This window comes from Pseudomonas umsongensis (assembly GCF_012647205.1).
GTDB lineage: Bacteria > Pseudomonadota > Gammaproteobacteria > Pseudomonadales > Pseudomonadaceae > Aquipseudomonas > Aquipseudomonas umsongensis.
Window position 1 is genome coordinate 1,657,449 of sequence record NZ_CP051487.1, and the last position, 20,298, is coordinate 1,677,746.

The following is a 20,298-nucleotide window of genomic DNA, read 5'->3' on the forward strand; positions in this document are numbered from 1 at the left end:
CCCTGTAGGAGCTGCCGCAGGCTGCGATCTTTTGCTTTAAGGTTTCGGCGACTTCAAAGAATCATTGCCGGTCACGGTGGCGGTTTTGGTCGCCGCTTCGGCATTGGCCTTCAGCGTCCTCAACTCTTCCCCCGCACGCTCGATCTTCGCCCGCACGTTATTCATGTCCTGACGGCTTTTTTCCAGCAGGCTTTTGGCCGAGCTGTGACCGGTGATGCCACGGGCCAGGGCCACACCGCCGATGGCCACCTGGATCAGGCCAAGCAGGCCGCCACGACGCAAGCCCTTGCCGACCATCACTACACCGCCAGCCAGTGAGCCGATGCGTTCCCAGCCCTGGACATTCTGCTCGGAAGAGGTCTGGAACGGGGTGGATTCGATGCGCTCTACGCGTTTGAGTTCGCTCATGATCTGACTCCAGGCTTGAGTAGTGGATAGATAAGCTGACTGCCTCGACTGGCCACTTGTTCCATCGGATGTACGGCGATTCAGCGGAATTTCGGCCCCGAACGGGTGTTGAGGCCCTTGGCCATGCGGTCGTAGAGCACGACGTTGACCGTGGCGGCGAGGTTCATGCAGCCGGTGGTCGGGATATAGACCACGTCTTCGCACCAGTCACGGATCTCTTTGTCCAGCGAGCCGTCTTCCGGGCCGAAGATATACAACGCGCGGTCCGGATGGGTGTACTCCGGCAATGGGCGGGCGCCTTCGACAAGTTCCACGGCAACGGGTACGCAGTTGAGGGGCAGGATTTTCTTCAGGTCGTCGATGCCGATCAGCGGGATATCGTAATGAACGCGCTTGGTGTCGGTGACGAAGTCGGCGGCGCGCTCATAGCGCTTGCCGGTGTAGAACACCGACGCCACGCCATAACAGCCTGCGGCGCGCATCACCGAACCGACGTTCTCCGGTGACTTGGGGTTATACAAACCAATGCAGCTGTACCGTTTGTCTGCCACGAGCGGGGTGCCTTTGGGAAAAAAGCGCGATTATACGGGGATTGGGCGGCAGCGGGCAGTTTGGAGATTGAGCAATCGCCTTCGCGAGCAGGCTCGCTCCCACAGGGTTTTTTCGCTGCATCGGAGATCCAGTGTGGGAGCGAGCCTGCTCGCGAAGGGGCCGGCTCGGGCGCTGAAGATCTTCAGTCTTCTTTCTTCATCAACCCTGCCAACGCTGCAAACGGGTTATGCGTTGCCTTGGCGATTTTTGGCGTGCTCAGCGAGCCCTCGCCGAAATACTGCTGGTCGGTATAACGCGAGTGTTCGTTGTCGTGGCAGTACAGGCACAACAGTTCCCAGTTCGAACCGTCCTGGGGGTTGTTGTCGTGGTTGTGGTCGCGATGGTGCACGGTCAGTTCGCTCAGGCGCTTGCCGGAGAATTCACGGGCGCAGCGGCCGCACACGTGCGGGTACATCTTCAGGGCCTTGTCGCGGTAGCCCATTTCCTTGTCGCGCTGGTTGTCGGCGAGGATGCGGTCCAGCTTCGAGGTGTTGGTCGGGGTGGACGAACTCATGGGTTCACCTTTGTTGAATGACTAATGACGGTATAAACGCAGTTTAGCTCAGCCCTTGAGCTTCTCGGCAATCCAGATGGTGTGGCGGGTGCCCTTGTTGCCGTGGGCGAAGACCTGTACTTCCTCGGCCTTGAAACCGGCTTTCTTCAGTTTGTCGGAAAACTGTCGGTCTGCGCTGGCCGACCAGACCGCCAGCACGCCCTTGGGTCGCAGGGCCTTGGCGCAGGCGCTCAGGCCCCCGGCGGAGTAAAGCCAGCTGTTGGCCCTCTGGGTCAGGCCTTCGGGGCCGTTGTCGACGTCGAGCATGATTGCGTCAAAACCCTGCGGCTCTGCTTGCAGGACCTTGGCCACGTCTTCCAGGCGGATCACCGTGCGCGGGTCTTGCAGCGGGTTTCCGGCTTTTTCGCCCAGCGGTCCGCGGTTCCACTCCACCACGCCTGGCACCAGTTCGGCGACCACCACTTCAGCGGACTTGCCCAGGTGCTTGAGCGCCGAGGCGAGGGTGAAACCCATGCCCAGGCCCCCGATCAATACCCGTGAGTCGGGTCTTCCCGCGACCTTGCGGCAGGGGATTTCGGCCAGGGCATCCTCGGAGCCGTGCATGCGCGTATTCATCAATTGTCCACCGTCGCCACCCTGGATCTTGATGACGAAATCTTCGCCGTACTCGAACAGGCACAGGGCTCCGCCGTTCTCGGGAATAGGGGCGGTATCGAGCAGAACAAAACGTTTCATGGGGCTCACTTGAGGAAAAATGGCGGCACAGGGAAGGCAAACGGACGCAGTTGGGAGTAGCCTGCAAGTGACCACAAGGCCAACGGAGCCATTGATGAAGCGCACTATTCTAACGGCCATTGCCCTGGCCGCGCTCTCGATAACTGCAGTGCAGGGCCAGCAGCTACAGACGACGCCGATCAGTCCCGCGCCAATGCCTGGCTCGCCGGGCACCGCAACGCCCACACCGTACCCGCAGATCAGCCCGGCACCGCTGCCAAAAGTGGGGCCGGGCAGTAGCGGCCCACCGTTGGTGCCGATCGAGATGCCAAGCCCGCCGATCAAGGACCAGCCGGTGCCGGGGATCGAGCCGAACCCACCGAAGGTCAAGTCACCCGGCGGTTAAACCTGCTGCGAGAGCAACTGTCCATCGACCATGCGCAAGCGCCGGGACAGTGAGACGGCGAGGGCGCGGATGATCTTTGCCGCGACTTTCGGCGCGTCATTGAGCATCTTTTCCAGCGAATCCTTGCCCAGGTTGAGCAACTGGCAGTGACTCGCGGCCACGCAACTGGCCGAGCGCCGTTCGCCGTCGAGTACGGCCATTTCACCGAACGAGCGGCCGCTGCGCAGCGTCGCAATGGTCACCTGCTGGCCATCGCTGGCGGTCTTCTGCACGGCCACCTGGCCGGTATGGATGATGCACATGAAGCTGCCGGCATCGCCCTCGTGGAAAATTTCCTCTCCCTGGGCAATGGTGCTGAGGTTGAAATAGCCCGAGGCAGCGGCGAATTCCGCCGGTAGCAGCTGGTTGAACAGGCCGCAGTCCATCAGCCAGTTGCGAATTTCGTTGTTCAGTAAAGTGGGTTCTGACATGTCGTGCGGTCTTTATTGTTGTCTGGTTCTGTCACCACGAATTCCTGTAGGAGCTGCCGCAGGCTGCGATCTTTTGATCTTAAAAAAACAAAGTCAAAAGATCGCAGCCTTCGGCAGCTCCTACAGGGGGATCGGAATTGTATCGGCCCGAGGCGCCTGCAATTAAGACCGGTTCATCGGCCCAAGTTCCTCAGGCAACACCCAGCACCTTGAACAAAAATGCGTATTCGAGCGCTACGTCACGCAATCCCTGGTATCGACCGCTCATCCCCCCATGCCCGGCGCCCAGTTCGGTCTTGAGCAACAGCGGATTACTGTCGGTTTTGGTGACGCGCAATTTCGCCACCCATTTGGCCGCTTCCCAGTACTGCACGCGGCTGTCGTTGTAGCCGGCGATCACCAGCATCGGTGGATAGGCTTGCGCGGTGACGTTTTCGTAAGGCGCGTAGGCCTTGATCCGCTCATAAACGTCAGGCTCTTGAGGGTTGCCCCACTCGTCGTATTCAGTGACGGTCAATGGCAGCTCCGGGTCGAGCATGGTGTTGAGCACATCGACGAACGGCACTTCGGCAATCGCCGCGCCAAACAGCGCCGGGCGCTGGTTGAGCACCGCCCCGATCAGCAGGCCGCCGGCACTGCCGCCGCTGATCGCCAGTTGTGGCGCGGTGGTCAGGCCTTTGGCGATCAGGTGTTCGGCGCAGGCGATGAAGTCGCTGAAGGTGTTCTGCTTGTGCTCCTGCTTGCCGGCGCGATACCAGGCTTCACCCAGTTCGCCGCCGCCGCGCACATGAGCGATGGCGAACGCCATGCCGCGATCGAGCAAACTCAGGCGGGCGTGGGAGAACCACGGGTCGAGGCTTTCGCCATAAGCGCCATAGCCGTACAGGTAGAGCGGAACCGGCTTGCCGAGCGCTTCGCGCTTGACCACCAGGCTGATCGGCACTTGTGTGCCATCGGGCGCCGTGGCCCACAGGCGCTGACTGACATAGGCGTCGGCGTCGAACGTGCCAAGCACCGGGGTTTGCTTGAGCACTTTCTGCTCGCCGCTGACCAGTTCCAGCTGGCGGATTTGCGCAGGGCGGTTCAACGCTTCGTAACGCAGGCGAATTCGCTCGCTGACGAATTCCAGGCTGTTCTGCACGTGCAGGCTATAGGCCGCGTCTGGCAATTGAACCCGATAGCTCGGCAGGTCCTGCGGGTGAACTTCGATAACCGGTAAGCCGCCGACCCGCAGGCTCAGGGTCATGGCGCCGGCATTCAGGCTCATGCCATCGATCATTACTGTGTCGCTGTGGGGAATCAGGTTCCGCCAGTCGGCCTCGGCTGGCGCCACGCCGTTATCGACGGCGGTGTACAGGGCAAAGTTGATGCCGTCGCGGTTGGTGCGGATGAACCAGGTCCATTGGCCATCGAGCGTGCCGTGGTCAACGTCGTACTCATGGTTTTCCACCCGTGGCGCTACGCAGGTAAAGGGCAGTTGTGGGAGGTTGGCGTCGAGCACCCAGACTTCGCTGGTGGTCTTGCTGCCCACCGACAGCAGCAATTGTTGTTCGGAGCTCGAACGGTAGCAGTGCATGAAGAAGCGGCCGTCCGTTTCATGGAACACCTCTTCGGCCGCCGTGCCATCGAGGCGATAGCGCAACAGCTTGTGCGGACGATGGGTGTCATCCAGCTCGCCGAAAAACAGGGTCAGGCTGTCGTTGGCCCAGGTCATGCTGCCGTCGCAGTCCTGGAACTCCAGTTCACTGACGCGACCGTCGGACAACTCCTTGACGAACAGCGTGTAGATTTCGTCGCCCGTGGAATCGATGCTGTAGGCCAGGCGCTGGTGATCGGGGCTGATGCTGAACGCACCGAGGGAAAAGAAGCCGCCTTTGGCCAGCTCGTTAGGGTCCAGCAGCAGTTGTTCCTGGCTTTCGTCGAGGACCAGGCTGTCGTCGGCCGGGCGCGGGCAGCGGTAGTGACGGGCGTATTCGTCACCCGCCGTGGTGCGCGTGTAGTACAGGTAGGGGCCCCATGGCGAGGGCAGGGACAGGTCGGTTTCGAGAATCCGGTTCTTGATCTCCTCGAACAGGGTTTCGCGCAACCCGGCCTGATCAGCGGTTTGCGCCTCCTGATAACGGTTTTCGGCCTTCAGGTAGTCGAGCACCGCAGCGCTGTCGCGCTCCTGCAGCCAGGCATACGGGTCGGATCCTTCGGCCTTGCGGGCAATCGGGGCATCGGAAACGTTGGCGGATAGGGGCATGAAAGGTTCTCGATCAATGTACGAAATAAGGGCTTCGCAACTTGTGGGAGCGGGCTTGCTCGCGAAGGGGCCATCGGATTCAACATCTCTGTTGACTGACATACCGCTTTCGCGAGCAAGCCCGTTCCCACAGGGGTTGCGCGTTGCTGGCTGGATTTCGGCAGCCTGACATGCGAAAAGCCGTTATCATAAGCGCCTCTTTGCCTGCCTTGCCATGGACACCATGACCGAGAACGACTATCTGATCGCTTGGGGCCTCTACGCCTTTGCCGCTTTGGGCTGCCTGCTGGTGTGGATGCGCATCACCCGCTGGATGTGGCGCTGGCTGCGCGAACCCCTGCGCTTGCTGGTGGCGGTGCTGCTTTTCAGCCCGACCATCATTGACCCGGTGAAGGAAAAAGTGGCCCCGGCCATTGCCATCACGGCGCTCGACCTGTTGTTCAAGGTCGGCAACAACGCGTGGCGGGCGATTTCCGACCTGCTGATGTACGGCATGATCGCTTTCGGCATCTACCTGGTGTTCGTGGCGATTCGTTTCGTCCTCGAGCGTGGTGCCAGGGCCCGCAAGGAACAGGCCGCCGCCGTCCAGGCCGCGATCCGTGCCGACGAGCCGGAAGAGGATCACCCCTTCGGCGGTGCCGGCGATGATCGCTACGGTCGACCGCCGGTGCCGAGCAATCCCCAGCGGATGCGCGTCGAACCCCGTCTGTAACCGTGCCCCTGCCATAAAGCGAGAGTTCGAGCATGTGTGAGTTATTGGGCATGAGCGCCAATGTCCCGACCGATATCGTGTTCAGCTTCACCGGGCTGATGCAGCGCGGTGGGCGTACCGGTCCACATCGGGACGGTTGGGGCATCGCTTTCTACGAAGGTCGGGGTTTGCGCTTGTTCCAGGACCCGGCGGCGAGCTGTGAGTCGGAAGTCGCGAACCTGGTGCAACGCTACCCGATCAAGAGCGAAGTGGTGATCGGGCATATCCGCCAGGCCAACGTCGGCAAGGTCTGCCTTTCCAACACCCATCCGTTCGTACGCGAGTTGTGGGGGCGTAACTGGTGCTTCGCGCATAATGGCCAGTTGGCAGACCTGCAACCGACGGCCAGCTTCTACCGCCCGGTTGGCGATACCGACAGCGAAGCGGCGTTCTGTGACTTGCTCAACCGTGTGCGGGCCGCGTTTCCCGAGCCCGTGGAGGTCGAAGAACTGCTGCCGGACCTGGTCGCCGCCTGCGCCGAATACCGCAGCAAGGGCGTGTTCAACTGCCTGCTCAGCGATGGCGACTGGCTGTTCTGTTATTGCTCGACCAAACTGGCGCAGATCACCCGTCGCGCCCCGTTCGGCCCGGCGCGCCTGAAGGATGTCGATGTGATCGTCGACTTCCAGGCCGAAACCACGCCCAACGATGTGGTCACGGTGATCGCCACCGAGCCCTTGACCGAAAATGAAACCTGGACCCGCTACGAGCCAGGCCAATGGAGCCTGTGGCGACGTGGTGAATGCGTCAGCCAGGGCCGGACCGAATAAGGATCATCCCCCATGTTGCTCAGTTATTTGCGGCTGGTGTTGTTTGCGGCGGGCCTGTTGATCGGTGTCCAGGTGCCGGGGTTCATCAATGATTACGCCAAGCGGGTCGAAGCGCACCTGATTGAATCGCAGGCCGGGCTGAGCGGGTTTCAGAACACCGCCAATCAATTCTTCAAGGGCGACATGCAGGCCCTGGTCGCTCACTATCGCGCCAGTGAAGATCCGATCTTTCGCAGCGACGCCGACAGCCTGGGCAACCTGCTGACTCGCCAGGTGGCGTTGGACAAGCAATTCCAGGCGATGCAAGGGCCGTGGTATATCCGCTTCCTGCAAGTAGTGTTGGCCGCGGATCCGGACATTCGCAAGGAAACCTGGAATGGCTACAGCTACCAGATCCTGCTGACCCCGGAGGCGATGATCTGGGGCATGAGCGGCGCGTTGCTGCTGTCGTTCGGGATCGAGTGCCTGTTCCGCCTGATCGATTGGGTGGTGTTGGGCGGCAAGCGCCTGCGCCAGAGCCGGCCGATCGAAGAGCGGGATCTGCGCGGGTTGTAAGTGATGATCGTTCCCACGCTCTGCGTGGGAATGCAGCCAGGGACGCTCTGCGTCCCCTCCAGAGCCGAACGCGGAGCGTCCGTTGAGGCATTCCCACGCAGAGCGTGGAAACGATCATCAGTCAGCCAGGGTAATGTAGTTTTCACCCACCCGCCGCGCATAATCCTTAAGTACTTGCTGGCACAACGTCACAATCTCCTCGACCCATTCCACGCCCACCCGCCACGACACCACCACTTGCAGGTCTGGTGGTCTCTGGTCGATGTCCAGCAAGGTCAACTCACCCCGTGCCAGTTCCTCCGCCACCAACACCGGCGGCAATGCACCGATGCCAAAACCGTCGCGCAGTAACCGGGTGATCGCCGAGACCGAGTTCACGCAGTTCAACCGTGGCGCCATGACGCCGTTGGCCTGCATCAGTGCGAGCACTTCCTGATGGGGGTGGGAGTTTTTCGAGTAGGTAATGATCCGCTCGTTCGCCAGGTCCGCGATGCCTGAGTAGTCGCGGTTGTAGAGCGAATTGCTGGCGACGATCCAGCCCATGGGGTGGCTGGCCAGTTCCAGGCTGCGCACGCTTTCCTGGCGCAGCAGGTCGGTTTGCAGGATCACATCGAGAAAGCCTTTTTGCAGCTGATCGCAGAGGTTGAGCGATGTATCGGCCACCAGTTCGATTTCCACCAGGGGGTAGTGATCGGTCATCTGCGCCACCAGCGGGCTTAGCCAGGTGTGGATCACCGTGTCCATGACACCGATGCGCACGCGGCCGGCCTTGCTTGAACGGGTCTCGATCGAATGCTTGAGCGCCTGCATGGTGTCCATCATCTGCTCGGCGTACTCGAGCACTTTCAAGCCTTCCGGTGTCAGGCTCACACCGCGCGAGTCGCGCAGGAACAGCTTCACCCCAAGCTCGCCTTCGAGCACGGCGATGCGGCTGGAAATCGACGCCTGGGTGGTGAAGAGCTTGTCGGCGGTGAGGCGGAAACTCTTGAGCCGGGCGACCCAGACGAAGGTTTCGAGAAACTTCAGGTTCATGTGATCAAGTTTTTCTTATGGCTAGGGCGGGTTTTTATTAGTTGGACGCAGAGGGCTGGCGCGTCCAAGAATCGACACATCCGGTTCCCACGATAGGCGTCGTCGGGGCTCAGAACAATACCAATAAAACCAGCGCGGAGATTTGCCATGAGTGCGCCCGACACCACCGTCATTTCGAAAGCCACGGCTCGCCCGGGACCTTTCGACTGGTATCGCAACATCAATCAGCAGGAACGCCGCACCTTCTGGAGCTGCAAGATCGGTTATGGCCTGGATGGCATGGACACCCAGATGCTCAGCTTCGTGGTGCCGACCCTGATTGCCATGTGGGGCATCACCACCGGCCAGGCCGGGCTGATCCACACCAGCACGCTGATCGCTTCGGCCATTGGTGGCTGGGTGGCGGGCATTCTCTCCGACCGCATCGGTCGCGTGCGCACCCTGCAACTGACCGTGCTGTGGTTTGCCTTCTTCACCTTCCTTTGCGGTTTCGCCCAGAGTTACGAACAGCTGCTGATTGCGCGGACCTTGATGGGCTTCGGTTTTGGCGGCGAGTGGACCGCCGGCGCGGTGTTGATCGGCGAAGTCATCCGCGCCCAGGACCGCGGCAAGGCCGTGGGCATGGTGCAATCGGGGTGGGCGCTGGGCTGGGGCCTGACCGCGATCCTGTATGCGCTACTGTTCTCGATCATGCCGCCGGAAGACGCCTGGCGCGCGCTGTTTATCCTCGGCATCGTGCCGGCGATTTTCGTGATCTTCGTTCGCCGCCTGGTCAAGGACCCGGAAATCTACCGCGAAGCCAAAGCCAAGGAGGCGCCGAGCAATCCGTCGAAGTTCTACGAGATCTTCGCCCCCGGCATGCTCTTCACCACGATTCGCGCTTCGCTGCTGACCACCGGTGCGCTGGGCGGTTACTACGCGATTACTTCCTGGCTGCCGACGTTCCTGAAAAACGAGCGTGGTTTGAGCGTACTCGGTACCGGCGGATACCTGGCGATGGTGATCGTCGGCTCGTACGTCGGTTACGTCATCAGCGCCTATTTGACCGACATCCTCGGTCGTAAAAAGAACTTCATCCTGTTCGCCGTCGGCTCGTTCACCATTGTGCTGCTGTACACGCAAATGCCGGTCAGCAACGGTGTGATGCTGTGGCTGGGCTTTCCGCTGGGCTTCTTTGCCTCGGGGATTTTCAGCGGCATGGGCGCGTTCCTGACCGAATTGTTCCCGACCCGCATTCGCGGCTCAGGCCAGGGCTTTTGCTACAACATCGGCCGCGCGCTGGCGGCATTGTTCCCACTGCTGATCGGCCTGCTCAGCCAGACGGTGCCATTGAGCGTTGGCATCGGTGCCTTTGCGGCGGTGTCCTACGGCGTGGTGATTCTGGCGGCCCTGAGCTTGCCGGAAACCCGTGGCAAGCAACTCGACGCCCAGTAACTGATAATCTGCGGGCGTGTCATACGGATATGTCCCACAGTTAAAAAGAATAAAGCCTACAGGAGTGTTCAGCGTGAGCCGCCTGCTATTGAACTGCGACATCGGCGAGAGTTTCGGTAACTGGACCATGGGTCTGGACGCGGAAGTCATGCCCTTCATCGATTGCGCCAACATCGCCTGTGGTTTCCATGCCGGCGACCCGAGCATCATGCGCAAGACCGTCAGCCTGGCCCTCAGCCACGGTGTACAGATCGGCGCGCATCCGGCTTACCAGGATCTGGTCGGTTTTGGCCGTCGTTCCATGGCCTATGGTGCCCAGGAACTGCAGGACATCCTGCATTACCAGATCGGCGCCCTCGACGGCATCTGCCGAGCCCAGGGCGGTCGGGTCAGCTACGTCAAACCCCACGGTGCGATGTACAACGACATGATGGCCAACCCCGCGCAATTGCGCGCCGTGCTGCAAGCGGTGGCGTCCTACGATCGCAGCCTGCCGTTGATGCTGATGGCCACCCGCGACAACAGCGCCGCGCAGCAATTGGGCGAAGAATATGGCGTGACCCTGTGGTTCGAAGCTTTCGCCGACCGCGCCTACGACAGCGCCGGCAGGCTGGTTTCGCGGCAACTGCCGGGAGCGGTGCATCACGAACCGGAGAAAATCATCGAGCAGGCGTTGATCATCGCCCGTGGCGATCACCTCACCGCCAGCGACGGCAGCGCCTTGCACTTGCAGGCCAACACCCTGTGCGTGCACGGCGACAATGCCAGTTCGGTGGCGGCCGTGCGGCGCATTCGTGAAGCCTTGAACCAGCTGGGCGCGTCATGAAACTGCGGGTAGAAGTGGTCGCGCTCGATTGCCTGATGGTGCGTCTGTTCGATGAAATCGCTGAAGCCAACATGCCATGGATGCTGGCGGCCAGCGAAAGCCTGCGGGCGGCGTTCGGCAAGGATCTGATCGACCTGGTGCCGTCCTACACGACCTTGATGGTGCATTACGACCTGACCGCGTTGAGCCCGACCCAGGCCCGGGAATTGATTGCCGAAGCGCTTATCGACCTGTCGCCCAATGCGCGCACTCGTGGCAAAAGTCACGTGCTGCCGGTGTGGTACGACTTGAGCGTCGGTCCGGAGCTGAGCTTGTTGTCGCAACGCAGTGGGTTGGCGGTGGAAGAGGTGATCCGTCGTCATAGCGAACGTGAGTATCAGGTGTTCGCCCTGGGATTCGCACCGGGGTTCGCGTTCATGGGCCTGGTGGAAGAAGTACTCGCCGCACCGCGCCTGAGCACGCCACGCAAGAAGGTCGCCGCCGGCAGTGTCGGTATCGCCGAAAGGCAGACGGCCGCCTATCCAGTGGTATCGCCCGGCGGCTGGAACCTGATCGGCCGCACGCCGGCCAAATTGTTCGATCGCAACCGTGACGGCTACAGCTTGATGCAGCCGGGTGACACCGTGCGTTTCGAAGCGGTCGACCATGCCGAATTCATCAACCTGGGCGGTGACGACACGCCACTGGAGGCCCAGGCATGAGCCGTCTGACGATTGAAGCGAGTACACCACTGTGCCTGTTGCAGGACGCAGGCCGTTTCGGCGTGCGCCATCTGGGCGTGACCCAGGGCGGCGCGGCTGATTGGCGTTCGATGTCGTGGGCCAATTGGTTGCTGGGTAACGGGCTGGATGCGCCGGTGATCGAAATCACCCTGGGCGGGTTCACCGTAGTGGCCGAGGACGATTGCGTGCTCGCGCTGGCCGGGGCGGATCTTGGCGCGCGGGTGGACGACGAGCCGCTGGCACCCTGGCGCAGTTTCCGGCTGAACAAAGGTCAGCGTTTGCAGTTCAGCCAGCCCTTGCTCGGCGCCCGGGCCTATCTGGCCGCGCCAGGTGGTTTTGATGCGCCGAAGGTGTTGGGCAGCAGCTCGACGGTGGTGCGTGAGGAGCTTGGCGGACTGGATGGCATGGGCCATGCGCTGAGCAAGGGCGCGAGCTTGAGCTATTCGGGCAATTCGGTGATGTTGCTGCGCGAATTGACCGCCGATCAGCGGCCGGACTTGAAGCTTGATATGCCGTTGGATCTGGTGCTCGGTGCGCAGATCGGTGAGTTCAGCGGGCAGAGTCTGTTCGATGCGTTCAACAGCGTGTGGAACCTCGACAGCCGTGCCGACCGGATGGGTATTCGGCTGTTGGGACCGGCGTTGCAATACCAAGGCAAACCGATGATTTCCGAGGGCATTCCATTGGGGGCTGTGCAAGTGCCGCCGGACGGCCAGCCGATCGTGCTGCTCAATGATCGGCAGACCATTGGCGGTTATCCGCGGTTGGGGGCATTGACGCCGTTGGCGCTGGCGCGATTGGCGCAGTGTTTGCCGGGGGCACAGGTGCGATTGCGGCCGGTGGTGCAGGAGGTGGCGCACCATGAGCAGGTCGAGTATTTGCGTCTGTTTTTGAACCATTAAAAAGCTTCGTCGGAACGCCGCCCGGAGCAAGCTCGCTCCCACAGGGATCTCATGTACTACAAAGATCAACTGTGGGAGCGAGCCTGCTCGCGAAGGCGTCCAACCAGACACCCGAGATTATTTGGAAAGAAACCGCATCCCTTCCTCAAGCCCCCGCAACGTCAACGGATACATCTGGTCCTCAATCAAATCCCTGACGATATTGGTCGACGAGGTATAGCCCCAGGTATCTTTCGGGTACGGATTGATCCAGATGAGTTTCTTGTACTTCTCCTTGAACCGCTGCATCCACACGTAGCCGGCTTCTTCGTTCCAGTGCTCGACGCTGCCACCGGCCTGGGTGATTTCGTAGGGCGCCATGGCGGCGTCACCGATGAAGATCACTTTGTAATCGGCGCCGTATTTATGCAGCAAGTCCATGGTGGAGGTGCGTTCGGAGGTGCGACGCATGTTGTTCTTCCACACCGATTCATAAATGAAGTTGTGGAAGTAGAAGTACTCCAGGTGCTTGAACTCGGTCTTGCACGCCGAGAACAGCTCTTCGCAGATCTTCACGTGGGCGTCCATCGAACCGCCGATATCGAACAGCAGCAAGAGCTTGACGGTGTTGCGCCGTTCCGGACGCATCTGGATGTTCAGCAACCCGGCATCTTTCGCGGTGTGGTCGATGGTGCCATCGATATCGAGTTCTTCGGCTGCACCCTGGCGGGCAAACTTGCGCAAGCGACGCAGGGCGACCTTGATGTTGCGCGTGCCCAGCTCGACTGAATCGTCGAGGTTCTTGTACTCGCGCTGATCCCAGACTTTCACGGCCTTGCCCTGGCGCTTGCCGGCATCGCCGACCCGAATGCCTTCCGGGTTGAAACCGCCGGAACCGAACGGGCTGGTACCACCGGTGCCGATCCACTTGTTGCCACCGGCATGGCGTTCCTTCTGTTCTTCCAGGCGTTTCTTGAATTCTTCGATCAGCTTGTCGAGGCCACCGAGGGACTGGATCGCCGCCCGTTCCTCGTCGGTCAGGGAGCGTTCGAATTCCTTGCGTAGCCAGTCTTCCGGGATCAACGCCTGAAGATGATCATCGAGCTTTTCCAGACCATTGAAGTAGGCCCCGAAGGCCCGGTCGAACTTGTCGAAATGCTTTTCGTCCTTCACCAGGATCGCCCGGGACAGGTAATAGAACTCGTCCATGTCGGCGAAGGTAACGCGCTGCTTCAGCGCGTTGATCAGGTCCAGCAGCTCGCGCACCGAGACCGGTACCTTGGCTGCGCGCATTTCATTGAACAGATTGAGCAGCATGGCATTTGCCCCAGATGATCAACGACTACCGCGACGACTCATGAACGCCAGGCGCTCAAGCAATTGCACGTCCTGTTCGTTCTTCACCAGGGCACCTGCCAGCGGCGGGATGGCCTTGGTTGGATCGCGTTCGCGCAGCACCGCTTCGCCGATGTTGTCGGCCATCAGCAGCTTCAGCCAATCCACCAGCTCGGAGGTCGAAGGCTTCTTCTTCAGGCCCGGCACCTTGCGCACGTCGAAGAACACGTCCAGTGCTTCGCTGACCAGGTCTTTCTTGATGTCCGGGTAGTGCACGTCGACGATCCGCTGCATCGTGGTGCGATCAGGGAACGCGATGTAGTGGAAGAAGCAGCGGCGCAGGAAGGCGTCCGGCAGCTCTTTCTCGTTGTTGGAGGTGATGATGATGATCGGGCGCTTCTTGGCCTTGATGGTCTCGTCGATCTCGTAGACGTAGAACTCCATCTTGTCGAGTTCTTGCAACAGGTCGTTGGGGAACTCGATGTCGGCCTTGTCGATTTCGTCGATCAGCAGGATCACGCGCTCTTCGGACTCGAAAGCTTCCCAGAGCTTGCCTTTCTTCAGGTAGTTGCGAACGTCGTGGACCTTTTCCGTGCCCAGCTGCGAGTCGCGCAGGCGGCTGACCGCGTCGTACTCGTACAGCCCCTGGTGCGCCTTGGTGGTCGATTTGATGTGCCAGGTGATCAGCTTGGCGCCAAAGGAGTCGGCCAGTTGCTCGGCGAGCATGGTCTTGCCGGTGCCTGGTTCGCCCTTGACCAGCAGTGGCCGCTCCAGGGTGATGGCGGCGTTGACCGCCAGCTTAAGGTCATCGGTGGCGACGTAGGCCTGGGTGCCTTCGAACTTCATCTGCTAATCCTCGAACGGTAACGCCGGCCTGAGCGAGGCAGGGCGGGAATATAAATGGTCAGCCTCGACTATAACGCGACGCCCGGTCGACTGTGAACGCAGACGGCCTATTCAGTCTCTGAATGGAGCGTCACATCTTGACTCAGTATTGGCGGCAACGTTAACCGGCGTCCGGCTTGGGTTGTTCGTAGCGAGCATTGAATGCCTGAATGAAACCATTGCGTAAAATCTGCAAAAACGCCTGGAACGCGCTGATATCTTTTTGATGGACGTTTCCGCTTAGCTCGACACGGGTCGCAAACTGGTTCTTGCCCTGGTTTTTCAGTACGGTTTCGGTGCCGCCGACGAGCGCCTCCCAGATGGAACGAAAAATCCCCTTGTCCTTGTTTTCCACGTCCTGTTGCCAGTTGAACACGTCGACATCCCTGAGCAGCGGCTTGATATAGCCCGTCAATTTGGCTTTTTTGGCTTGGGCTTCGATCACGACGTCGCCATGGCCGGCATTGAAATCGAACTTGCCATAGGCTGAAGCGAAGTCGTTCATGCGTTTGAGCTGAATGTCCCGGGCTCGCATGCGAAACTCGAAGTCTTCGAAGTTACTCAGTGGATCGAAAGTGGCGGTGGTTTCCAGGGGGGCATGCCCCAGCAGCAGCGCCTTGCCATCGAATCGGGCATCGCGCTTGCCTTTGGAGTCGACCACGTTGGTGAGGTTGTAGATGTTCAGGTCGACCTTGGTGGCATTCAGGTTCACCGGTGGTTTGGAGTTGAAGTTGCGAAAGCTGATCTTGCCATCGTCGATTTTTACTTCGTTGAGGGTTATTGGCAGCAATTTACCCAGTTGGGCGCGCCAGTCGGTGCCTTCACCCGTTTGCGAGTTTTTCTTGTTGGCCCCGCCATCGACGAAGTTGACCTCAGGCTTGACGAACTTCACTTCGGCGACCACCGCGTGGTCATACCACAGCGAATGCCAGCTGACCGAAAGGTCGATCAATGGCGCGTTGACGAAGGGCACCGGCACCTTGCCCTCGACCTTGACGATTTTCAAACCGTTGATCTTGTAGGCTCCGCGCCACAGGGCCAGGTCCACGTCGGCGATCTCGCCGCGGTAGGCGCCCATGTTCGCCAACCTGTCATTGAGGTAGTCGCGCACCAGGTAGGGCAGGGCGAAGTGCAGGGCAACCAGCAGCACAACGAGGCCGGTGAAGCTCCACAATGGCCAGCGGTATCGACGTTTCATGGTGGTAATTCTCTGGCGTTCTAAAGCATTGACTACAGTCACCTCCGGACGTTCGACCTGACTGGACGCCTACGGGCAAGAGGCTTACCTTGGTGCCCTATTTCAATGCTGTCGTTAAGGACCCAGCCATGAGCCGTATCTACGCTGACAATGCCCATTCCATCGGTAATACGCCGTTGGTGCAGATCAACCGTATCGCGCCGCGCGGCGTCACCATCCTGGCCAAGATAGAGGGACGCAACCCCGGTTACTCGGTCAAGTGCCGGATCGGTGCCAACATGATCTGGGATGCCGAAAGCACAGGCAGGCTCAAGCCGGGCATGACCATTGTCGAGCCGACTTCCGGCAACACCGGCATCGGCCTGGCCTTCGTGGCCGCCGCGCGAGGCTATAAATTGATGCTGACCATGCCGGCCTCCATGAGCATCGAGCGCCGTAAGGTACTCAAGGCGCTGGGGGCGGAACTGGTGCTGACCGAGCCGGCCAAGGGCATGAAAGGTGCGATCGAAAAGGCCGGGGAAATAGTCGCCAGTGATCCGGCCCAATACTTCATGCCGGCGCAGTTCGACAACCCGGCCAACCCCGCCATCCACGAAAAGACCACCGGGCCCGAGATCTGGAACGATACCGACGGTGCGGTGGATGTATTGGTGGCGGGTGTCGGAACAGGCGGAACCATTACCGGCGTTTCGCGGTATATCAAGAATACCCAGGGCAAACCTATCGTCTCGGTGGCGGTGGAGCCCGCTGTATCACCGGTGATTTCCCAAGCGTTGGCCGGTGAAGAAATCAAACCCAGCCCGCACAAGATCCAGGGCATCGGTGCCGGTTTTGTGCCGAAAAACCTCGACCTGTCGATCGTCGACCGGGTGGAGCTGGTCACCGACGAGGAGTCCAAGGCCATGGCCCTGCGCTTGATGCAGGAAGAAGGCATTCTGTGCGGCATTTCCTGCGGCGCCGCGATGGCAGTGGCGGTGCGCCTGGCGGAGACCCCGGAAATGCAGGGCAAGACCATTGTCGTGATCCTTCCGGATTCCGGTGAACGTTACTTGTCGAGCATGCTGTTCAGCGATCTGTTCACCGAGCAGGAGAATCAGCAGTAACGGGCAGCGAAGCTTCAAACGGTGGAGAGGGGGCATCCCTTCTTCATCGAGCGTGGATGACGTCGATCAGCAAGCGTTCAGGCACGCTGTGTTAAGAAATGCTTTGTTACGCATTGCTTGACACTGTATCTCGGGTACCGCGGGTTTTCCCCGTGATTGGTAGTGGTTATCATGCCCATGGCCGCGTCGAGGAATGGCGTTGCGCAGATGTCTATCGATCAAGGAGTTGTTGATGAGCGTTTCGATTGCCGCGAAAGCGTCGTTGTTGCTGCTGTTTCTGGGCAGTACCTACTATGTGCATTTGCGCGGCAAGGCGCGGTTGCCGGTCTTGCGTCAATTTGTCAACCACTCGGCCCTGTTTGCCCCCTACAATGCCATGATGTACCTGTTCTCCGGCGTGCCTTCAAAACCCTACCTGGACCGCAGCAAGTTTCCCGAGCTGGATGTGCTTAAGTACAACTGGGAAATTATCCGCGACGAAGCGATGCACCTGTTTGATGAGGGTTACATTCGCGCCGCGGAAAAAAACAACGACGCCGGGTTCGGTTCGTTTTTCAAGAAGGGCTGGAAGCGTTTTTACCTGAAGTGGTACGACAAACCCTTGCCTTCGGCCGAACTGCTGTGCCCGAAGACCGTGGCGCTGGTCAGTGCGATTCCCAACGTCAAGGGGGCCATGTTCGCCCTGCTGCCGGGGGGCAGTCATCTTAATCCGCACCGCGATCCATTCGCCGGCTCCCTGCGCTATCACCTGGGGTTGGCGACGCCCAATAGCGACGCTTGCCGCATCTACGTCGACGGTCAGGCCTACGCCTGGCGTGACGGTGAAGACGTGATGTTCGACGAAACCTATGTGCACTGGGTCAAGAACGAAACCGACAAGCCCCGAGTCATCCTGTTCTGCGACATCGAGCGCCCGCTCAGCAATCGTTTGATCACAGGAATCAACCGCTGGATCAGTGGCCTGCTGGGGCGCGCCACCGCGCCGCAGAACCTTGCGGACGAACGCGTAGGCGGGATTAACCAGGCCTATGCCTGGAGCAAGCGATTCAGCGACAGGTTCAGTGGGGCGATCAAGCAGTGGAAACGTCGTTATCCCAAGGCGTACCGGGTAATGCGGCCGGTATTGGCGATCGGCGTGCTGGCTTTGCTGGCTCATTGGCTGCTGGGCTGAACAACTGCTGGCCACAACGACAGGAAAAAATATCGCCATCAGGCGATCTTTTTTTTATTTTTGGAAGCTTTGCTATATTACAAATGTCGCCCGTAAATGCCGTCAGGGCGCCCAGAGAGTATATGGAGCCGGTCGCAGAACTGGCGTGCGCTGAATGTTCAAAACCTAATTCAACCCTTGCGACAGCAGAATTGCCTTGGCCGTAACGCCATTGGGTTTTAACCGGGCTGCACGGTTTTCAAGCCTGCCGGTTTTGAAGGGGCAATGCGTCTTTGAGAACCTGGGCCCGATCCTCGCAACCTTACTGAAAAAGGTCTGAATCAATGACCATCCTGGTAACTGGCGGTGCAGGCTTCATTGGGGCAAACTTCGTATTGGACTGGCTGGCTCACTCCGACGAAACCGTAGTCAATCTGGACAAGCTGACCTATGCCGGCAACCTGGATAACCTCAGCAGCCTGACGGGCAATACGCAGCATGTATTCGTGCAAGGCGATATCGGCGACAGCGCCTTGGTCGAAGGCTTGCTCGAAGAGCACCGGCCCCGTGCCATTCTCAATTTTGCCGCCGAGTCGCATGTCGACCGCTCCATCCACGGGCCACAGGCATTCATCGACACCAACATCGTTGGCACATTTCGTTTGCTGGAAGCCGTACGCGCCTACGTAAAAGGGCTGGCGAGCGATTCGTTGCAGGCCTTTCGCTTCCTGCATGTGTCTACCGACGAAGTCTATGGTTCGCTGGCCAAGGACGAGGCGGCGTTCACCGAACGTCACGCGTATGAACCCAACAGTCCCTACTCGGCGAGCAAAGCCGCCAGCGATCACCTGGTGCGCGCCTATCATCACACCTATGGCCTGCCCGTACTGACCACCAACTGCTCGAACAACTATGGGCCATATCATTTCCCGGAAAAGTTGATTCCGTTGATGATCGTCAACGCGCTGGCCGGTGAGGCATTGCCGGTCTATGGCGATGGCCAGCAAATCCGCGACTGGTTGTACGTCAAGGACCACTGCAGCGCCATCCGCCGCGTGTTGGAGGCCGGCAGCGTGGGTGAGGTCTACAACGTCGGTGGCTGGAACGAAAAAACCAACCTGGAAATCGTGCACACCGTCTGCGCGCTGCTTGATGAGCTACGTCCGCGCGCGGACGGGCAACCCTACCATGCACAAATCAGCTACGTGACCGATCGGCCAGGGCACGACCGTCGTTATGCCATCGATGCCCGCAAACTCGAACGTGAACTGGGCTGGAAGCCGGCAGAAACCTTTGAGACCGGCATTCGCAAAACCGTCCAGTGGTACCTGGACAACCAGGATTGGGTGCGCAATATCCAGTCCGGTGCCTACCGCGAATGGGTCGAGAAAAATTATGCCGGGCGCCGCGCATGAAGCTGCTCTTGCTCGGCAAGAACGGCCAGGTGGGGTGGGAGTTGCAACGCAGCCTTGCGCCCCTTGGAGAAGTGTTGGCGCTGGACTCCTCAAGCCAGGCGTACTGCGGTGACCTGAATGATTTGCCGGGGCTGGCCGCTACCGTGCAACGCTTCGCGCCGGACGTTATCGTTAACGCCGCGGCCTACACTGCGGTCGACAAGGCCGAAAGCGAATCGCAGCTGGCCTATCGGATCAATGCCGATGCGCCGGCAGTGCTGGCGCAAGAGGCGCTACGGCTCAAGGCTCTGCTGGTGCATTACTCCACCGATTATGTGTTCGCAGGGCTTGGCGACCAACCCTGGCAGGAAACTGATCCGGTAGCGCCATTGAGTGTCTATGGCGCCAGCAAGCTGGCCGGCGAACAGGCGATTGCCGCCAGCGGCTGTGCGCATCTGATCTTGCGAACCAGCTGGGTGTATTCCGCGCGGGGCAACAACTTTGCCACGACCATGCTGCGCCTGGCCCGTGAACGTGAAAGCCTGGCCGTGATCGATGACCAGTTCGGCGCACCAACCGGTGCCGAATTGCTGGCGGATGTGACCGCCCATGTCATCCGCAGCGTACTGGCCGACCCGCAATTGGGCGGGATCTATCACCTTGCCGCCACTGGCGAAACCACCTGGTGTCGCTATGCTCGATTTGTACTAGAACAAGCCGAGCGCGCAGGCATTAACCTCAAGGTAACCCCGGCAATGGTCGAGGCGATCGGCACCGAGGCGTACCCGACGCCGGCACGACGCCCAGGCAACTCCCGACTCGATACGCGAAAACTGCAAAAGGCCTTTGCGCTGAGCTTGCCTGACTGGAAAGTCGGCGTGACACGGATGCTCGCAGAAATACTGGAGAAATGA

General features: G+C 60.1%; 22 protein-coding genes. 12 read left to right on the forward strand and 10 right to left on the reverse strand.

All coding sequences use genetic code 11. The features are described 5' to 3' along the window. Window positions 1–36: 36 nt before the first annotated feature. From HGP31_RS07505 to HGP31_RS07520, 4 genes are all read right to left on the reverse strand, one after another. A complete protein-coding gene (locus HGP31_RS07505) occupies window positions 37–408 on the reverse strand; it encodes a YgaP family membrane protein (protein WP_020797825.1) in 372 nt (123 codons plus the stop codon). Window positions 409–488: 80 nt separating this feature from the next. Continuing rightward, window positions 489–959, reverse strand: a complete 471-nt coding sequence (locus HGP31_RS07510) for an RNA methyltransferase (protein WP_007911337.1) — start codon at window positions 957–959, stop codon at window positions 489–491. 182 nt (window positions 960–1,141) lie between these two features. After that, window positions 1,142–1,513 (reverse strand): YajD family HNH nuclease, encoded by a 372-nt coding sequence (locus tag HGP31_RS07515; RefSeq protein WP_007944009.1) that lies wholly within the window; start codon window positions 1,511–1,513, stop codon window positions 1,142–1,144. Between the two features lie 48 nt (window positions 1,514–1,561). Next, window positions 1,562–2,248, reverse strand: a complete 687-nt coding sequence (locus tag HGP31_RS07520) for a spermidine synthase (protein ID WP_033044494.1) — start codon at window positions 2,246–2,248, stop codon at window positions 1,562–1,564. 94 nt (window positions 2,249–2,342) lie between these two features. On the opposite strand from HGP31_RS07520, the gene HGP31_RS07525 reads away from it, so the two are divergent. Beyond that, on the forward strand, window positions 2,343–2,633 hold the full coding sequence (locus HGP31_RS07525) for a hypothetical protein (RefSeq protein WP_020797827.1): 291 nt from the start codon (window positions 2,343–2,345) through the stop codon (window positions 2,631–2,633). On the opposite strand, the gene HGP31_RS07530 is transcribed toward HGP31_RS07525, so the two are convergent. Continuing rightward, window positions 2,630–3,103, reverse strand: coding sequence for a cyclic nucleotide-binding domain-containing protein (locus tag HGP31_RS07530; RefSeq protein WP_020797828.1), 474 nt, complete (start codon window positions 3,101–3,103; stop codon window positions 2,630–2,632). The two genes, HGP31_RS07525 and HGP31_RS07530, sit on opposite strands and share 4 nt — an antisense overlap. Before the next feature lie 190 nt (window positions 3,104–3,293). Further along, window positions 3,294–5,348, reverse strand: coding sequence for a S9 family peptidase (locus tag HGP31_RS07535; protein WP_168757395.1), 2,055 nt, complete (start codon window positions 5,346–5,348; stop codon window positions 3,294–3,296). Window positions 5,349–5,562: 214 nt separating this feature from the next. Between HGP31_RS07535 and HGP31_RS07540 the strand changes: the two genes are divergently transcribed. The 3 genes from HGP31_RS07540 to HGP31_RS07550 are packed head-to-tail and all read left to right on the forward strand — an operon-like array spanning window position 5,563 to window position 7,424. Continuing rightward, the gene (locus tag HGP31_RS07540; RefSeq protein ID WP_020797830.1) at window positions 5,563–6,060 is read left to right on the forward strand and encodes a hypothetical protein; all 498 of its coding nucleotides are present in this window, start codon (window positions 5,563–5,565) and stop codon (window positions 6,058–6,060) included. A gap of 32 nt (window positions 6,061–6,092) precedes the next feature. Further along, the gene (locus tag HGP31_RS07545) at window positions 6,093–6,869 is read left to right on the forward strand and encodes a class II glutamine amidotransferase (protein WP_008056134.1); all 777 of its coding nucleotides are present in this window, start codon (window positions 6,093–6,095) and stop codon (window positions 6,867–6,869) included. 12 nt (window positions 6,870–6,881) lie between these two features. Next, a complete protein-coding gene (locus tag HGP31_RS07550; protein WP_083348394.1) occupies window positions 6,882–7,424 on the forward strand; it encodes a DUF2937 family protein in 543 nt (180 codons plus the stop codon). Between the two features lie 117 nt (window positions 7,425–7,541). Here the strand turns inward: HGP31_RS07550 and HGP31_RS07555 are convergent, their stop codons facing one another. After that, window positions 7,542–8,456, reverse strand: coding sequence for a LysR family transcriptional regulator (locus HGP31_RS07555; RefSeq protein WP_020797832.1), 915 nt, complete (start codon window positions 8,454–8,456; stop codon window positions 7,542–7,544). Window positions 8,457–8,603: 147 nt separating this feature from the next. On the opposite strand from HGP31_RS07555, the gene HGP31_RS07560 reads away from it, so the two are divergent. The 4 genes from HGP31_RS07560 (at window position 8,604) to HGP31_RS07575 (ending at window position 12,340) form a co-directional block, all read left to right on the forward strand. Continuing rightward, on the forward strand, window positions 8,604–9,890 hold the full coding sequence (locus HGP31_RS07560; protein WP_020797833.1) for an MFS transporter: 1,287 nt from the start codon (window positions 8,604–8,606) through the stop codon (window positions 9,888–9,890). 73 nt (window positions 9,891–9,963) lie between these two features. Further along, the gene (locus HGP31_RS07565) at window positions 9,964–10,716 is read left to right on the forward strand and encodes a 5-oxoprolinase subunit PxpA (protein WP_168757396.1); all 753 of its coding nucleotides are present in this window, start codon (window positions 9,964–9,966) and stop codon (window positions 10,714–10,716) included. After that, window positions 10,713–11,417 carry a 5-oxoprolinase subunit PxpB gene (gene pxpB, locus HGP31_RS07570; protein WP_168757397.1) on the forward strand — a complete coding sequence of 235 codons (705 nt, stop codon included), beginning with the start codon at window positions 10,713–10,715 and terminating at the stop codon, window positions 11,415–11,417. The genes HGP31_RS07565 and pxpB overlap by 4 nt, the downstream gene beginning before the upstream one ends. Beyond that, a complete protein-coding gene (locus HGP31_RS07575; protein WP_168757398.1) occupies window positions 11,414–12,340 on the forward strand; it encodes a 5-oxoprolinase subunit C family protein in 927 nt (308 codons plus the stop codon). The genes pxpB and HGP31_RS07575 overlap by 4 nt, the downstream gene beginning before the upstream one ends. A 117-nt stretch (window positions 12,341–12,457) precedes the next feature. On the opposite strand, the gene HGP31_RS07580 is transcribed toward HGP31_RS07575, so the two are convergent. From HGP31_RS07580 to HGP31_RS07590, 3 genes are all read right to left on the reverse strand, one after another. Then, window positions 12,458–13,636, reverse strand: a complete 1,179-nt coding sequence (locus HGP31_RS07580) for a vWA domain-containing protein (RefSeq protein WP_008055445.1) — start codon at window positions 13,634–13,636, stop codon at window positions 12,458–12,460. Window positions 13,637–13,654: 18 nt separating this feature from the next. Next, window positions 13,655–14,500: an AAA family ATPase gene (locus HGP31_RS07585; RefSeq protein ID WP_008055443.1), complete on the reverse strand. Its 846-nt coding sequence runs from the start codon at window positions 14,498–14,500 to the stop codon at window positions 13,655–13,657. 160 nt (window positions 14,501–14,660) lie between these two features. Then, a complete protein-coding gene (locus tag HGP31_RS07590) occupies window positions 14,661–15,737 on the reverse strand; it encodes a DUF748 domain-containing protein (protein WP_033043475.1) in 1,077 nt (358 codons plus the stop codon). A 128-nt stretch (window positions 15,738–15,865) separates the two neighbouring features. Here HGP31_RS07590 and cysK point away from each other — a divergent pair, with 128 nt between their 5' ends. From cysK to rfbD, 4 genes are all read left to right on the forward strand, one after another. Next, a complete protein-coding gene (gene cysK, locus HGP31_RS07595) occupies window positions 15,866–16,840 on the forward strand; it encodes a cysteine synthase A (RefSeq protein WP_020797838.1) in 975 nt (324 codons plus the stop codon). Between the two features lie 232 nt (window positions 16,841–17,072). Next, a complete protein-coding gene (locus HGP31_RS07600; RefSeq protein ID WP_033043477.1) occupies window positions 17,073–18,011 on the forward strand; it encodes an aspartyl/asparaginyl beta-hydroxylase domain-containing protein in 939 nt (312 codons plus the stop codon). 323 nt (window positions 18,012–18,334) lie between these two features. Continuing rightward, window positions 18,335–19,405, forward strand: a complete 1,071-nt coding sequence (gene rfbB, locus HGP31_RS07605; RefSeq protein WP_168757399.1) for a dTDP-glucose 4,6-dehydratase — start codon at window positions 18,335–18,337, stop codon at window positions 19,403–19,405. Next, complete coding sequence (gene rfbD, locus HGP31_RS07610; protein ID WP_033043478.1) at window positions 19,402–20,298, forward strand: dTDP-4-dehydrorhamnose reductase; 897 nt, start codon at window positions 19,402–19,404, stop codon at window positions 20,296–20,298. The genes rfbB and rfbD overlap by 4 nt, the downstream gene beginning before the upstream one ends.

What these genes read in the sequence shown, in the direction of transcription:
- cysK (WP_020797838.1), top strand. Translation starts at nt 15,866, where the DNA reads ATGAGCCGTATCTACGCTGACAATGCCCATTCCATCGGTAATACGCCG.
- HGP31_RS07575 (WP_168757398.1), top strand. Translation starts at nt 11,414, where the DNA reads ATGAGCCGTCTGACGATTGAAGCGAGTACACCACTGTGCCTGTTGCAG.
- HGP31_RS07535 (WP_168757395.1), bottom strand. Translation starts at nt 5,348, where the DNA reads ATGCCCCTATCCGCCAACGTTTCCGATGCCCCGATTGCCCGCAAGGCC.
- pxpB (WP_168757397.1), top strand. Translation starts at nt 10,713, where the DNA reads ATGAAACTGCGGGTAGAAGTGGTCGCGCTCGATTGCCTGATGGTGCGT.
- HGP31_RS07550 (WP_083348394.1), top strand. Translation starts at nt 6,882, where the DNA reads ATGTTGCTCAGTTATTTGCGGCTGGTGTTGTTTGCGGCGGGCCTGTTG.
- HGP31_RS07530 (WP_020797828.1), bottom strand. Translation starts at nt 3,103, where the DNA reads ATGTCAGAACCCACTTTACTGAACAACGAAATTCGCAACTGGCTGATG.
- HGP31_RS07560 (WP_020797833.1), top strand. Translation starts at nt 8,604, where the DNA reads ATGAGTGCGCCCGACACCACCGTCATTTCGAAAGCCACGGCTCGCCCG.
- HGP31_RS07580 (WP_008055445.1), bottom strand. Translation starts at nt 13,636, where the DNA reads ATGCTGCTCAATCTGTTCAATGAAATGCGCGCAGCCAAGGTACCGGTC.
- HGP31_RS07585 (WP_008055443.1), bottom strand. Translation starts at nt 14,500, where the DNA reads ATGAAGTTCGAAGGCACCCAGGCCTACGTCGCCACCGATGACCTTAAG.
- rfbB (WP_168757399.1), top strand. Translation starts at nt 18,335, where the DNA reads ATGACCATCCTGGTAACTGGCGGTGCAGGCTTCATTGGGGCAAACTTC.
- HGP31_RS07545 (WP_008056134.1), top strand. Translation starts at nt 6,093, where the DNA reads ATGTGTGAGTTATTGGGCATGAGCGCCAATGTCCCGACCGATATCGTG.
- HGP31_RS07520 (WP_033044494.1), bottom strand. Translation starts at nt 2,248, where the DNA reads ATGAAACGTTTTGTTCTGCTCGATACCGCCCCTATTCCCGAGAACGGC.
- HGP31_RS07515 (WP_007944009.1), bottom strand. Translation starts at nt 1,513, where the DNA reads ATGAGTTCGTCCACCCCGACCAACACCTCGAAGCTGGACCGCATCCTC.
- HGP31_RS07525 (WP_020797827.1), top strand. Translation starts at nt 2,343, where the DNA reads ATGAAGCGCACTATTCTAACGGCCATTGCCCTGGCCGCGCTCTCGATA.
- HGP31_RS07505 (WP_020797825.1), bottom strand. Translation starts at nt 408, where the DNA reads ATGAGCGAACTCAAACGCGTAGAGCGCATCGAATCCACCCCGTTCCAG.
- HGP31_RS07600 (WP_033043477.1), top strand. Translation starts at nt 17,073, where the DNA reads ATGAGCGTTTCGATTGCCGCGAAAGCGTCGTTGTTGCTGCTGTTTCTG.
- HGP31_RS07590 (WP_033043475.1), bottom strand. Translation starts at nt 15,737, where the DNA reads ATGAAACGTCGATACCGCTGGCCATTGTGGAGCTTCACCGGCCTCGTT.
- HGP31_RS07540 (WP_020797830.1), top strand. Translation starts at nt 5,563, where the DNA reads ATGGACACCATGACCGAGAACGACTATCTGATCGCTTGGGGCCTCTAC.
- HGP31_RS07555 (WP_020797832.1), bottom strand. Translation starts at nt 8,456, where the DNA reads ATGAACCTGAAGTTTCTCGAAACCTTCGTCTGGGTCGCCCGGCTCAAG.
- rfbD (WP_033043478.1), top strand. Translation starts at nt 19,402, where the DNA reads ATGAAGCTGCTCTTGCTCGGCAAGAACGGCCAGGTGGGGTGGGAGTTG.